Here is a 14,151-nt window from a genome sequence, read left to right on the forward strand (position 1 = left end):
ACGCACTATCTGGAGCATTACTGGAATCAGTTGAGCCAAACCCGAGCGTTGCGGAATAGTCGCAGCCAGGCGCCATCTTCAGTCCACTCTGCCGGGCGCCAGGAGTTGGTAACCGCCCGAGCAACGCGCTCAGGGTGGGGCATCATAATGGTCACCCGGCCATCCGGCGTGGTCAGACCGGTAATGCCCGCCGGTGAGCCGTTGGGATTTGCCGGGTAGCGCGTGGTCGCCTGGCCGTAGTTATCGATATAGCGCAGAGCAATTTGGTTGCTCGATTGCATGCTGCGCAGATGAGCGCTGTCTCGGAACTCCGCCTGCCCTTCACCATGAGCAACGGCGATGGGCAGTTTTGAGCCCTCCATACCGGCGAGCAGAATCGAGGGGCTCTTTTCAACCCGCACCATGGAAACGCGGGCCTCAAATTGCTCGGACTCATTGCGCACAAAGGTCGGCCAGTTTTCAGCGCCAGGAATCAGCGATTTCAACTGCGAGAGCATTTGGCAACCGTTACATACGCCCAGCGAGAAACTATCGTCGCGGGCGAAGAACGCCGCAAACTGCTCCTGGGCGCGCTCATTAAACAGCACCGACTTGGCCCAGCCACCGCCAGCACCAAGCACGTCGCCGTAGGAGAAGCCACCGCAGGCCACAAGCCCTTTGAACTCTTCCAGCGAAACACGCCCCGCCAGGATGTCGCTCATATGCACATCCACCGCCTCAAACCCGGCCTTATCGAAAGCCCAGGCCATTTCTACCTGGCCATTGACGCCCTGTTCACGCAGCACCGCCATGGCAGGCTTAGCTGTGTTGACATAAGGCGCGCTGATATCTTCATTAATATCAAAGGTGGGCGTGGCAGATAGCCCCGGGTCGCGGCCATCGAGCAGATTGTCGTATTCGTTCTTGGCGCATTCGGGGTTGTCGCGCAGCGCCTGCATACGGTAACTGGTTTCTGTCCAGGTACGCTGGGTAAGCTGACGAGTGGTTTCCAGCAAAGGCTCTTCAAACAGCGTGACGCGCACCTGGTCATCGTAACGCGGGCGGGCGATGACGCCACAGGTTTCGATACCCGCCACGGCAAACTGCGCCAGCACTTCTTCAGTGTGTTCACGATTGACCTGAATCACGGCACCCAGCTCTTCCGAGAACAGCGCGTTCAACGCCTCCACTGGCTCATCGATCATCCAGTCGAGCTTGATCTCAAGCCCGGCGTGGGCGGCAAAGGCCATTTCCAGCAGCGTTACCAGCAGGCCGCCGTCGCTGCGGTCGTGATATGCCAGCAGCTTGCCGTCGCGATTCAGACCTTGAATGACTTCGAAGAACGCTTTGATATCCTCCGGGTCGTCCACATCGGGACAGTCGTTGCCCACCTGACCGTAAACTTGCGCCAGGGCGGAACCGCCCAACCGATTCTGACCGTTGCCCAGGTCGATCAAAATCAGATCCGATTCGTCTTGATCCAGATTGATCTGCGGCGTGAGCGTCGCCAGGGCGTTGGTCACCGGAGCAAAACCGGTCACCACTAGTGAAAGGGGCGACGTCACGCTCTTCTCTTCGTATTCGCCCTGCTCGTTCTCATCCTGCCAAGCGGTACGCATCGACATCGAATCTTTGCCCACCGGAATCGCAATGCCCAGCGCCGGACACATTTCCATACCTACCGCATAAACCGCATCGTAAAGCGCCTGATTTTCACCTGGGTGATCCGCCGCGCTCATCCAGTTAGCGGAGAGCTTGATATCGCTCAGTTTGGCAATCGGTGCTGCCGCCAAATTGGTAATCGCTTCGGCCACCGCTAAGCGAGCGCTAGCAGCAGGGTTGATCAAGGCTACCGGGGGACGTTCCCCCATGGCCATGGCTTCACCGGTGTGGGTATCAAAGCTTGCCGTGGTCACCGCTACATCGGCTACCGGCACTTGCCAGGGGCCGACCATTTGGTCGCGAGCCACCTGGCCGGTGATCGAGCGGTCACCAATGGTGATCAGGAAGCTTTTGGAGGCCACGGTAGGTAAGCGCAGTACGCGATCAAGTGCTTCGCGCAGGTCAAGATTATCCAGCATCATGCCGGAGAGCTCCGGATTGCGACGCTCAAATTCGCGCTGCATCTTGGGTGCTTTGCCGAATAGCACGCTCATCGGTAGGTCAACCGGCTTACTCTCAAAATGGCCGTCGCGCACTTCAAGATGGTGCTCTTCCAAGGCTTCGCCGACTACCGCATAGGGGCAGCGCTCGCGCTTGCACAGGGCATCAAATGTATCCAAATCCTCTGGTGCAACCGCAAGCACGTAACGCTCCTGGGCCTCATTACACCAAATCTCCAGCGGGCTCATACCCGGCTCGGCGTTGGGCACCGCGCGCAGATCAAAACGACCACCACGGTTGCCATCTTTTACTAGCTCGGGCAACGCATTGGAGAGCCCACCCGCGCCAACATCGTGGATAAAGCGAATCGGGTTGTGATCCCCCAGCGCCCAGCAGCGGTCGACCACCTCTTGAGCACGGCGCTCAATCTCAGGGTTTTCACGCTGCACCGAAGCGAAATCCAAATCGGCACTGGAAGTGCCGGAGGCCATGCTGGAGGCTGCACCGCCGCCCAGGCCAATCAACATCGCCGGGCCACCCATCACAATCAGCTTGCCGCCGACAGGGATATCACCCTTCTGAACATGGTGGGCACGGATATTGCCATAACCACCGGCGAGCATAATCGGCTTATGGAAACCGCGCCGCTCGATACCGCCGTCGTTAAGTGACTCCTGCTCGTAGGTGCGGAAATAGCCGGTTAGATTGGGGCGGCCAAATTCATTGTTGAACGCGGCGCCCCCAATGGGGCCCTCGAGCATAATATTGAGCGCCGACTCCATACGCCCTGGCTTGCCGTAATCAAAGGCTTCCCAGGGCTGTACGAATTCTGGAATGCGCAGGTTGGAAACCGTAAAACCTGAAAGACCCGCTTTGGGCTTGCCCCCAATGCCGGTAGCACCTTCGTCACGGATTTCTCCACCGGAGCCGGTCGCCGCGCCTGGGAAAGGGGCAATCGCTGTGGGGTGGTTATGGGTCTCTACCTTCATCAGGATATGAATGGGTTCCTGATGAGTGGCGTAGAGTGCGCGCTCGTCGTCAACGCCTGTCAGCGGCGTGGCAAAGAAGCGCCCAGCCTGACTGCCCTTGATCACAGCGGCATTGTCGCTGTAAGCCGAGAGAACATTGTCCGGCGACGACGCAAAGGTATTCTTGATCATCTTAAACAGCGAGTGGCTCTGCAGCTCGCCGTCGATCATCCAATCGGCGTTGAAGATTTTGTGACGGCAGTGCTCAGAGTTGGCCTGAGCAAACATCATCAGCTCAACGTCGCTGGGGTTACGCCCCAACTCATTGAAAGCATCGACAAGATAGTCGATTTCATCTTCTGCCAGCGCCAGCCCAGCGCCTGGTTGGCCGTTGCCAACGCATCCCGGCCACCCTCAAGAATATCCACACTGCCCAGCGGTGCCGGGTCGTGTTGAGCAAACAGCTTAGCGGCGTCCGAGGCATCGGCTAGCACGGTTTCGGTCATACGGTCGTGTAGCAGTGCCGCCAGCGCGCTCAAACTCTCTTCGTCCGGCATCGCGGTGAAGCTGACCCGGTAATCGATGCCGCGCTCGATGCGGCTAATTTGGCGCAAGCCGCAGTTGTGGGCGATATCAGTCGCCTTGGATGACCAGGGCGACTGGGTGCCTAGGCGCGGCACCACCAAAAAGCGCTGGGCGCGCTCAGGAACCTCTACGCTCGAGTGAGTACCGTAATCAAGTAACTGCACCAAACGCTCGCGGGCAGCGTCATCCAGTTCCTCGCGGCGCTCATGGGAGTGAACATCGATAAAAATGAACATAGTGGGCAGACAGCGCTTCCACCTCGGGAACACGTTCACGCAGCACCGTTAACAGCCGAGCATGACGGAAGGCAGAAAGGGCGGGCGCGCCTCGCAGTTCGAGCATATCCTGAAGCCTCTAGAGCAGGGAAATTCGAGCAGGGAAATCACCGGGCCGCTAGGCGGCCGTGCTTTTATGGTGCCGGAAAACACAGATAATGTGGTACCGGAAAACGCCTATGATACTGGAAACCAGCCGTCACACGAAATCAACAAGGTGACAGCCTGCCCTGGCTGGGTATCGTGGCAGCTTGTTTCATGCCGACAAGACGCCATGCTGACGTTGATTTGCCGACATTTTGTAGCCCGTGCCAGCGCTTATTATGCGCTAATAGCGATTACGCTTCTGACTCTGGTGCCCACCCTCTCCCTGGTTCCTCCCGGCGAGCATCTGACTCAGATCACTGCAAAAGATTTTATTACCGTTCACACCCGTAATACACCCACCACTTATTACCAAGGTCGCCAGGGCCCTACCGGCTTTGAGTACGAGCTAATGCACCGCTTTGCCGACTATCTAGGGGTGAGTCTTAACCTTAACGCCCGCCATCACCCTGAAAGCGTGCTGCCGGCGGTACGTGAGAGCGGCGACCTGGGCGCGGCAGCGCTACCCCTGCTGCCTAACCCCTCTGGTGTTTACTACACCCGTCCGATTATCAAGATGCAGCCGCTAGTGGTATACCGGCGCGGGCTTAATGGTATTAGTGAACCAAGCGACCTTGTCGGCCTGGAGCTTGGTACGCTTAGCGAAGCGGGTACCAGCGAAGCACTGCGCGATCTCCAGAAACGCCACCCCACCCTAAGCTGGAAAGAGTCCCATGAGTTGGAGGTCGCCGAACTGCTGGCCCGGGTTGAAAACGGCACCCTGGACGCAGCGGTTATTTTTGAGCATCAGTTCCGCTTGAACCGGCTGTTTTTCCCCAACGTTGAGCGTGGCTTTATCCTCGGCGACCCGCTCTCCATGGCATGGGCAGTGCCCAGCGGTCGCGGTTTGGGGTTACTCGAAGCCGCTAATCGCTTCCTCCAAGACCTGCAGGAGAGCGGCACGCTAGATCAGCTAGTCAGCCGCTACTTCGGTCATGACGACTACTTGGAGTATGTCGGTACCCGCACCTTTCTTGACCATCTGGATGCACGCCTGCCCCGCTATACTGAATTATTCCAGCAATCCGCCCAGGAAACAGGTTTTGATTGGAAGCTACTCGCGGCCGTGGGCTACCAGGAGTCGCACTGGGATCCAGATGCGGTCTCGCCGACCGGGGTGCGTGGTTTAATGATGCTAACCAACCCCACTGCCAGCGAGATGGGCATCAGCGACCGCACCGATCCGGCCCAAAGCATTGATGGCGGTGCCCGTTATTTGCGCAGCATCAAAGACCGCCTACCGGAAAGCATTACCGGTGATGACCGGCTTTTTATGGCCATGGCTGCCTATAATGTGGGGCTAGGGCATTTATACGACGCCCGTAAGCTTGCCGAGATGCGAGGCGGTGACCCCGACAGCTGGACGGATGTACGCGCCGCACTGCCCCTACTACAGCAGCGTGAATGGCACAGCCAAACGCGGCATGGCTACGCCCGTGGTGGCGAGCCAGTAATATACGTACGCAATATCCGTCGCTACTACGAAATGATTGAGTATGTTGAACGTAGCCGCCAGCAGTTTTTCCAACTAGAACAAACGTCAGTCAACGATGATCCACTGCTATTGTTCGAACTTGTGCCGCCGCTTGATTAACACTTCTTAACTATTTCTGGCTAAGTTGATCGCGTCGCGCGGTGAAAAAACGCTTCAGTAATTTTTGCGAGGGTGCTGCTAATACACCGCCAGTCACCGCGACCTGATGGTTGAACCACGGCTGCGCCAGTAGGTTAGCCTTTGATTCAACCATGCCAGCCCGAGGCTCAGCAGCACCGTAAACCAAACGGGCTAGGCGAGCATGTATCATCGCCCCTGCGCACATCATGCACGGCTCTAAGGTGACAAACAGCGTGCAGCCCTCAAGCCGATAGTTCCCCTGCTGCTGCCCCGCCTCGCGCAGCGCACGAACTTCCGCATGGCCGCTGGGGTCGCAACTGGCTACCGGGGCGTTGCAGCCAACGCCTATGACCTCCCCCTGCGCATCGACGACAACCGCCCCTACGGGCACCTCACCTGCCGCAGCGGCCAAGTGTGCTTGGTCAAGCGCACGGTGCATGTAAAATTCATCGCTGCGCATAAACGTAAACTCCGCTAAGGTAGCTAAACGATCGTATGAAAGGGTTGTCCCCCGTCGTAGCAACTCACTTTCATCGACAGCATTCGATTGAGACAGCCGCAAGGATACCGAGAATGACAGACGCGCTGAACAAACTGGTAGCGTTACTGGAGCTAGAAACGCTGGAAGAGACGCTATATCGTGGCCAGAGTCAGGATCTAGGCTTTCCTCAGCTCTATGGTGGTCAGGTACTCGGCCAAGCGCTTGCAGCCGCTGCGCGCACAGTGCCCATTGAGCGCCGCCCGCACTCTCAGCACGGCTACTTTCTGCGTCCTGGTGACCCACATCGCCCCGTTGTCTACCAAGTGGATACCATTCGCGATGGCGGCAGCTTCACGACCCGTCGTGTCACTGCCATTCAAAAAGGCCGGCCAATATTCTTCTGCAGCGCCTCCTTTCAAAGCGCTGAGGCGAGCTTTAGCCATCAGCGCACCATGCCGGATGTGCCGACACCCGAAGCGTTAATCGAGAACGGCGAGGCCAAGCATGACCGCTTTCCCGGTCACCCGATTGAGTTTGTGCATCTACCCGGCAACCCCGACAACGGTACACCTGCTGGCCAATGCTTATGGTTTCGTCTTTCCGGCACGCTGCCAGACGACCCGGCGTTGCACCGCCACTTGCTCTCTTACGCCTCTGACTTCAATCTGCTGACCACCAGCCTGATTCCCCATGGCATTGAGTACCGAGACCCCAAGCTACGCATCGCCAGCCTTGACCATGCCCTGTGGCTCCACCAGGACACCCGCCTGGACGATTGGCTGCTATACGTCATCGACTCACCCTGGGCAGGCGGCGCCCGCGGGCTGGCGCGGGGGCATATTTACAGCCGCGATGGCCGCCTAGTGGCCTCCACCGCTCAGGAAGGGCTTACGCGCTATACTCAAAGCTAAATAAATAATCTCTCAAAACATTTACGCCCGCTAAGCAGCGGGCGTAAATCGACTAACCAGGGCGCAGTGCCTTAGCCGCCATAAACATCATTAATTGACTGCAGCGGGTAGTGCGCCGGGAAAGGCTTACGGGCGACACCAGAATCAACCGCGGCTTGCGCCACCGCCGAGGAAACCCGCGCCAGCAAGCGAATATCGACCGGCGTGGGGATGATGTACTCGCGGCCAAAACTCATCTCGGTGCGCTCGTAGGCGTCCAGCACTTCCTGAGGAACCGGCTCGCGGGCCAGGTCTTTCAAGGCATGCACCGCGGCCAGCTTCATCTCTTCATTAATGCGCGTGGCGCGAACATCCAAAGCACCGCGGAAGATAAACGGGAAGCCCAGCACGTTATTGACCTGGTTCGGGAAGTCCGAACGGCCGGTCGCCATGATCACATCCGGGCGCACCTCCCGGGCAACGTCAGGATGGATCTCCGGATCCGGGTTGGTACAGGCAAAAATCACCGGATCTGGCGCCATTTTCTTCACCTGATCAGCAGACAGCAGCCCCGGGCCTGACAGGCCGATAAAGACGTCAGCATTGTCGATGGCATCATCCAAGGTGCGCATCTCGGTATCACGGGCGAATTCAGCCTTATATTCGTTGATACCTTCGCGATCAGTATGAATAACGCCACGCCGATCCAGCATTACCAAGTTCTCTTTACTTGCACCACAGGAGACCAGCAGCCGCATGCAGGCAATCGCCGCCGCCCCTGCGCCCATGCAAACGATCTTGACGTTCTCAATTTTTTTGCCAGCGATATCCAAGGCATTAAGCATACCGGCCGCTGTCACAATTGCGGTGCCGTGCTGGTCATCGTGGAAAACCGGAATGCTGCAGCGCTCAACCAGTGCTTTCTCAATTTCAAAACATTCCGGCGCCTTGATGTCTTCAAGGTTAATGCCGCCCCAGGTGTCGGCAATGCGCGCGACGGTATCGATAAACGCCTGCGGGCTTTCCGCATCCACTTCGATATCCACCGAATTGATGCCTGCAAAGCACTTAAACAGCACGCCCTTGCCTTCCATCACTGGCTTGCTCGCCAGCGGGCCCAGATTACCCAACCCCAGAATAGCGCTGCCATCGGTAATGACGGCGACCAGATTGCCCTTGCCGGTATAGCGGTAAGAATTTTCCGCATCCCTGGCGATTTCAAGTACTGGCTCAGCCACGCCTGGGCTATACGCCAATGCCAAATCCCGTGCTGTCGCGGTGGGTTTGGTCAACTCCACCGAAAGCTTACCGGGAATCGGTTTCGCGTGATAATCCAAAGCAGCCTGCTTATTTGCATCCGTCATGGTCAGAGTCCAGTTAACATAAAGTAGATAAGTCGTTTCAGAATATAGAAAAAACCATAGCGCCTCAAGCGCGCTGTCAACTTACGACAAAACGCTCGTTTAACTGAATTTTATCTTCACATTCGTCACTTTTAGCCACTATTTGCAGAAACTTATGCAAACAGGCTTTACTCATAATGCTTTACTTATCGCTGCACAACAGCATTTATGGAAAATTTTTCCACACAAAACTCATGCAGCAAGCATATCCAGCTCACAAAAAACCCACGCCGAGGCGTGGGTTTTGCGCGAGCATAGCCTTATAGGAATAGCCTGATATGAACAGGCATGCTGGCGATATGGCTATCCGACTGGGATTAGCCGCGCTTAACAGCAGCGCCGAAACGCTTGTTGAAACGCTCTACGCGGCCACCAGTGGTCGCTTGCTTCTGCTTACCAGTGTAGAACGGGTGGCAGTTAGAGCACACATCCAAGGAGAAGTCCTGACCAGAGGTCGTACCTACCTGGAAAGTGGCGCCGCAAGAACAGCTGGCGGTGACCGTGTTGTAATTCGGGTGAATACCTTGTCTCATTTCGAGCCTCACGAAGCTATATGCCGCCACCTGATCTCGTGCCAGGTACCGCATACGGGTTTGGAAAAAACGACTAACCGGTTAGCCGCTCTGTCGTTACGATAGGTCTTTACAAATAGATCGATAAAGATCGTTAGGATTCAGAGCGGTCGCATATTCTAGCAAAACTAACGCCGGAGGCCAATTGGCTGACTCTTTTTCTTCGCAGGCATATTCTCAAGGGCAGTCTCAAAGACCGTCCCAAAGATCTTCCCAAGCACTCGATCAAGTGCTCAAGGTAGCGCTGCCTTCGCCGCTGCGCCGCCTGTTCGACTACCTGCCTTCCAGGGAAACGCCTCCCTGCGGCTGGCAGCCGGGGCTGCGAGTGCGAGTGCCCTTTGGGCGCCGCGAAGTCGTCGGCGTGGTCGTCGAATTGGCTGACCACAGCGACCTTCCGCGCAGCCAACTGCGTAGCATCAGCGAAGCGCTGGATGATGCCCCGTTGCCGGAGGATTGGCTATGGCTATGCCGTTTTGCCGTCCGTTATTATCAGCACAGCCTAGGCGACACCCTGCACCACGCCATGCCTGCACGGCTACGCCAGGGGCACCCCATGGCTGGGCGCACCCAGACTCTCTGGCTTGCCCAAGGCGAAGGCGCAGAAGAAATACTCAGCCGAGCGCCCAAGCAAGCCGAGCTGCATGCGCTGCTGCGCCAACACCCTCATGGGTTGCCTGGCCGTGCGGTTAGCGCCCACGGCTTTGCCCGCGACCAGCTATTAGCGCTGGAGAAGAAAGGCCTCGCATCCAGCCAGGAACACATCCTCACTGCCCCAACGTCACCCAGCGGCAACTTACTGGCAACACCGGCCCTGCCGCTTAACCGTGAACAGGCGACGGCGCTGGCCACACTGCATGAAAAACTCGATGGCTATCACCCCTGCTTACTCGAGGGTGTCACCGGCAGCGGCAAAACAGAAGTCTACCTGCAGCTTATTGAAGCCGTCGCCGCCAAGGGCAAGCAGTCGCTGGTACTGGTACCGGAAATTGGCTTAACCCCACAGACACTCGCCCGCTTTAGAAGCCGCTTTCGGGTACCCGTGGTGGCGCTGCACTCAGGCCTCACCGACCCCGAACGGCTAGATGTGTGGGAAGCCGCCGCCAGCGGCCGGGCGCTCATTATCATCGGCACCCGCTCGGCGATTTTCACCCCGCTGGCCAACCCCGGCGCGATTATTGTCGATGAAGAGCACGACGGCTCCTACAAACAGCACGACGGTTTGCGCTACCACGCCCGCGATTTAGCCGTAGCCCGAGCCCACTACCATAAAATCCCGCTGCTGATGGGCAGTGCCACCCCTCCCTGGAGAGTCTGCACCAGGCGCTTAGCGGCACCTACCGCCACCTACGCCTGACCCAGCGCCCCAGCCAGCACCCGCCAGCCAAGCTGGAGCTGATTGATCTACGCCACCAACGCCGCCAGGGCGGTCTGCTACCCGGTGCCATCAAAGCGATTAAAAGCACCTTGAGCGCTGGCAAGCAGGTGCTGATTTTTATCAACCGGCGCGGCTTTGCCCCGACCCTTGCCTGCCACGCCTGCGGCTGGATGGCAGAGTGTGGCCAGTGCGACGCACGCATGACGCTACACCGCCAGCCTCCCCTACTGGCTTGCCACCACTGCGATAGCCGCCGCGCCCTACCGGACGCTTGCCCCGAGTGTGGCAGCGGCGATCTGCGCGCCTTGGGTAGTGGTACAGAACGCACTGAAGAAACGCTGCAAACGCTGTTCCCGAAAACCACTATCCACCGCATCGATCGCGACAGTACTAGGCGCAGGGACAGTTTTGAACAGGTACTAAAAGAGATTCAGCGCGGCGAACCCTGCGTGTTGGTCGGTACTCAAATGCTCGCCAAAGGGCACCACCTACCCCACGTCACACTTGTCGTGGTCGTCAATGCCGACGGCGGCCTCTACGCCGCTGATTTTCGCGCTCTGGAGCACAGCGCCCAACTACTTGAACAAGTAGCGGGCCGTGCCGGTCGCGCCGCCCACCCAGGCCGAGTGCTGGTGCAAACCCTCCACCCCGACGACCCACACTTGGGCCAATTGGCTGAACATGGCTACGGGGCCCTTGCGCGCAATATGTTGGAAGAAAGGCGCATTTCCCAGCTGCCCCCGTTCTGTTTTATGGCGCTGCTACGCATCGAAAGCCCCAAAGAGGAGGCCGCTTTGGCCATGGCGCAACAGGCCGCTCAAGCCCTGCGCCAATGGTTAAAAGAGACCGGCGTAGCCACCCGCTGCCTGGGGCCTGTGCCCGCGCCGATGGAAAGACGCCAGAACCGCTACCATTTACACGTTATGCTGGCAGCCGATAAACGCAGCCAACTACACCCGGCCGTTAGCTGGCTGGTGCAGTGGCTTGAAGCCAATCGAGAGGCCCGCAAGGTACGCTGGTCGATTGATATCGACCCACAAACTCTCGCTTAGTACTTGTATATAACAGTTAAAACAGCAATTTACATAACTGGTGTCAGGACAGGTTGTAGCGAGGGTCTTTTTCCATGGACGGAAAAAGTAGCGCCCAGGGAGGGGTTAACAGCGCCCTCGCGGAAACCTGTCCTCGACACCAATACATGTACAGAACCGTTTGTTTAGCAACACGCCTTTGAAACTGCGGCTCAATTGCCGATAATAGCCGCTTTGCCGACGCACCTTTACTGCTGCGCGTTAGCACACGCCGCCACAGACGTAACCGGATACCCACATGAAAGATACGATAGTTTCTCTGCTCGAAGGCGCGATCACCGCGCTCAAGCACCAAGGCGTGCTGCCAAACGACCTTCAGCCCACCATCAAAGTGGATCCTACCAAAGACAAGGCCCACGGCGATTACGCCACCAACTTGGCGCTGATGTTAGCCAAGCCGGCAGGCAAAAATCCGCGTGAATTAGCCAACGCGCTGGTTGCAGCGCTACCCGAAAGCGACGCTATCCAAAAAACCGAGATTGCGGGCCCCGGCTTTATCAACTTTTTCGCCGCCGCCGATGCCGCAGCGCAAATCGTTGCCCAGGTACTCGACTGCGGCGACACCTTTGGCCGCAGCATGGTCGGCAAAGGCGAGAAAGTGCAGGTCGAGTTCGTTTCCGCCAACCCCACCGGCCCGCTGCACGTAGGTCACGGTCGGGGCGCAGCGATTGGCGACTGCCTATGCCGCCTTCTCGAAGCCACCGGTTTTGATGTCACCCGCGAGTTCTACTACAACGACGCTGGCGCCCAGATCGCCAACTTGGCGCGTTCGGTACAAGCGCGGGTGAAAGGCTTAGGCCCTGACGACGATAGCTGGCCCGAAGACGGCTATCGCGGCGAGTATATCGTCGATGTGGCCAACGACTACCTGGCAGGCAAAACGGTCAGTGCCGATGACCGCGAAGTCACTGCCAAAAAAGACCCGGATGATTTAGACGCCATTCAAGAGTTTGCCGTGGCGTGGCTGCGTCGCGAACAGGATCTGGATCTAAAAGCCTTCGGTGTGGAGTTTGACGTCTATTTCCTAGAGTCCTCACTCTATGAAGATGGCAAGGTGGACGCCACTGTTGAAAAACTGGTGAGCGCAGGCCACACCTATGAAGAAGATGGTGCCATGTGGCTACGCACCACCGACTTCGGTGATGACAAAGACCGCGTGATGCGCAAACGCGAGGGTGGCTACACCTACTTCCTGCCTGATGTGGCCTACCACCTGGACAAGTGGCAGCGCGGTTTCAAAACCGTGATCAACGAGCAGGGTGCCGACCACCACTCCACCGTCACCCGCGTACGCGCCGGTTTACAGGCACTGGAAGTAGGCATTCCCAAAGGCTGGCCCGACTACGTGCTCCACCAGATGGTCATGGTTACCCGCTCAGGCGTCGAGGTAAAACTCTCCAAGCGCGCCGGCAGCTATGTCACTGTGCGCGACTTGATCGACGAAGTGGGCCGCGACGCCACGCGCTTCTTCCTCGCCGCCCGCCGCGCCGACTCGCAGCTCACCTTTGATATCGACCTGGCCCGCTCCCAGTCGAATGACAACCCGGTCTACTACATCCAGTACGCCCACGCCCGGGTCTGCAGCATGCTGCGCAAAGCCCAGGATGCCGACCAGCCGTTTGATCACGCCTTGGCACTGGCCAACCTAGCGCTGCTGGACAGCGACCAGGAGAAAGCCGTACTTAACCGGCTAGCGCTCTTCCCTGAAGTAGTGGAAACCGCCGCCAGAAACCGCGAGCCACAGCAGGTTGCCCAGTATTTGCTCGACCTTTCCGGCGATTTCCACACCTGCTACAACGCCGTCAAAGTAATGGTCGAAGACGACACCCTGCGCAATACGCGCCTGGCACTAGGCCTCGCCACCCGTCAAGTGCTGCGCAACGGGCTTGACTTAATGGGGGTTAGCGCCCCAGAGGAGATGTAAGCAATGGCTAGCCCGCGCAAAAAGCCCGCCCCCCGCCGCGGAGCCACATCGCAGCGCAAGTCCAAACGCAGCTCAGGCGGCGGCTTCCGCCTACCCGGCTGGCTGTGGGGCCTTGCCGGTATGGCGGCGGGCTTCTTTTTGGCTCAGCACCAGCACGGCACCGCCCCCTGGCAAGAGCAGAACGAAGCGCCTCAAGCCACGGTACTGCCCAAGCCCTCGGGTAGCGAAGAGCGCGCCGCCGCTCGGGAAACCGAGGAAGCCGCTGAACCGTCGATGCCGACGTTTGAATTTTATACCCTGCTGCCGGAAACCGAGGTCATTGCCCCCGGCGTCTCTCTGCCTTCAAGCGTTGTGCGCCCGGAGGCTCCCGAACCGACAGCCGATAGTGCTGCGGCCTCTGGCGCTGCAGGCGACGACCCCATCGCCCAGGTGATTGCCGCCAACACCCGACCTGAAGATCAGGTATCGGCGGCTCAGGAGAATGAAGCGGCCACCAATACCCCAGGGCGCTATATGCTTCAGGCGGCCTCGTTTCGTGAAGCCAGCGACGCCGAACAGTTGCGTGGCCGACTGCGCAATTTAAGCCTGCTGGCGGAAATCAGCGAAGTAAAGGCGGATGGCAATACCTGGCACCGGGTACAAGTGGGACCTTACGAGGACACCCGTGAGTTGAACCGGGCCCAGGATTTAAAGAATACCCAAGGAATTGAGCCGCTGCTTATCCAACTGCAAAACTAATAATCCCT

7 protein-coding genes and 2 pseudogenes are annotated in these 14,151 nt (G+C 58.2%); 5 read left to right on the forward strand and 4 right to left on the reverse strand.

Annotation, left to right across the window (positions count from 1 at the left end):
* Positions 1 to 26 precede the first annotated feature (26 nt).
* A pseudogene (gene purL, locus FDY98_RS16935) lies at positions 27 to 3,977 on the reverse strand (phosphoribosylformylglycinamidine synthase).
* A gap of 207 nt (positions 3,978 to 4,184) precedes the next feature.
* Between purL and mltF the strand changes: the two are divergent.
* The gene (gene mltF, locus FDY98_RS16940) at positions 4,185 to 5,648 is read left to right on the forward strand and encodes a membrane-bound lytic murein transglycosylase MltF (protein ID WP_027958652.1); all 1,464 of its coding nucleotides are present in this window, start codon (positions 4,185 to 4,187) and stop codon (positions 5,646 to 5,648) included.
* Positions 5,649 to 5,658: 10 nt separating this feature from the next.
* On the opposite strand, the gene tadA is transcribed toward mltF, so the two are convergent.
* Positions 5,659 to 6,129, reverse strand: coding sequence for a tRNA adenosine(34) deaminase TadA (tadA, locus tag FDY98_RS16945; protein ID WP_027958651.1), 471 nt, complete (start codon positions 6,127 to 6,129; stop codon positions 5,659 to 5,661).
* 113 nt (positions 6,130 to 6,242) lie between these two features.
* Here tadA and FDY98_RS16950 point away from each other — a divergent pair, with 113 nt between their 5' ends.
* A complete protein-coding gene (locus FDY98_RS16950) occupies positions 6,243 to 7,061 on the forward strand; it encodes an acyl-CoA thioesterase (RefSeq protein ID WP_027958650.1) in 819 nt (272 codons plus the stop codon).
* Positions 7,062 to 7,132: 71 nt separating this feature from the next.
* Here FDY98_RS16950 and FDY98_RS16955 read toward each other — a convergent pair whose 3' ends face one another.
* Both FDY98_RS16955 and rpmE read right to left on the reverse strand, forming a co-directional pair.
* Positions 7,133 to 8,404, reverse strand: coding sequence for a malic enzyme-like NAD(P)-binding protein (locus FDY98_RS16955; RefSeq protein WP_027958649.1), 1,272 nt, complete (start codon positions 8,402 to 8,404; stop codon positions 7,133 to 7,135).
* A 356-nt stretch (positions 8,405 to 8,760) separates the two neighbouring features.
* Entirely contained in the window at positions 8,761 to 8,976 is a 216-nt protein-coding gene (gene rpmE / locus FDY98_RS16960) for a 50S ribosomal protein L31 (RefSeq protein ID WP_081742600.1), read from the reverse strand.
* A 268-nt stretch (positions 8,977 to 9,244) separates the two neighbouring features.
* Here rpmE and FDY98_RS16965 point away from each other — a divergent pair.
* The 3 genes and pseudogenes from FDY98_RS16965 to FDY98_RS16975 all read left to right on the forward strand — a co-directional run bounded on the left by FDY98_RS16965 (position 9,245) and on the right by FDY98_RS16975 (position 14,143).
* Positions 9,245 to 11,442 (forward strand): annotated as a pseudogene (locus FDY98_RS16965) (primosomal protein N').
* A 277-nt stretch (positions 11,443 to 11,719) separates the two neighbouring features.
* Positions 11,720 to 13,405 (forward strand): arginine--tRNA ligase, encoded by a 1,686-nt coding sequence (gene argS, locus FDY98_RS16970; protein ID WP_027958646.1) that lies wholly within the window; start codon positions 11,720 to 11,722, stop codon positions 13,403 to 13,405.
* Positions 13,406 to 13,408: 3 nt separating this feature from the next.
* A complete protein-coding gene (locus FDY98_RS16975) occupies positions 13,409 to 14,143 on the forward strand; it encodes an SPOR domain-containing protein (protein ID WP_155706005.1) in 735 nt (244 codons plus the stop codon).
* The last annotated feature ends 8 nt before the right edge of the window (positions 14,144 to 14,151 follow it).

Origin of the sequence: Halomonas sp. PA16-9, from assembly GCF_009728585.1 — a bacterium.
GTDB lineage: Bacteria > Pseudomonadota > Gammaproteobacteria > Pseudomonadales > Halomonadaceae > Vreelandella > Vreelandella titanicae.

What these genes read in the sequence shown, in the direction of transcription:
- argS (WP_027958646.1), top strand. Translation starts at nt 11,720, where the DNA reads ATGAAAGATACGATAGTTTCTCTGCTCGAAGGCGCGATCACCGCGCTC.
- mltF (WP_027958652.1), top strand. Translation starts at nt 4,185, where the DNA reads ATGCTGACGTTGATTTGCCGACATTTTGTAGCCCGTGCCAGCGCTTAT.
- rpmE (WP_081742600.1), bottom strand. Translation starts at nt 8,976, where the DNA reads ATGAGACAAGGTATTCACCCGAATTACAACACGGTCACCGCCAGCTGT.
- FDY98_RS16955 (WP_027958649.1), bottom strand. Translation starts at nt 8,404, where the DNA reads ATGACGGATGCAAATAAGCAGGCTGCTTTGGATTATCACGCGAAACCG.
- FDY98_RS16975 (WP_155706005.1), top strand. Translation starts at nt 13,409, where the DNA reads ATGGCTAGCCCGCGCAAAAAGCCCGCCCCCCGCCGCGGAGCCACATCG.
- tadA (WP_027958651.1), bottom strand. Translation starts at nt 6,129, where the DNA reads ATGCGCAGCGATGAATTTTACATGCACCGTGCGCTTGACCAAGCACAC.
- FDY98_RS16950 (WP_027958650.1), top strand. Translation starts at nt 6,243, where the DNA reads ATGACAGACGCGCTGAACAAACTGGTAGCGTTACTGGAGCTAGAAACG.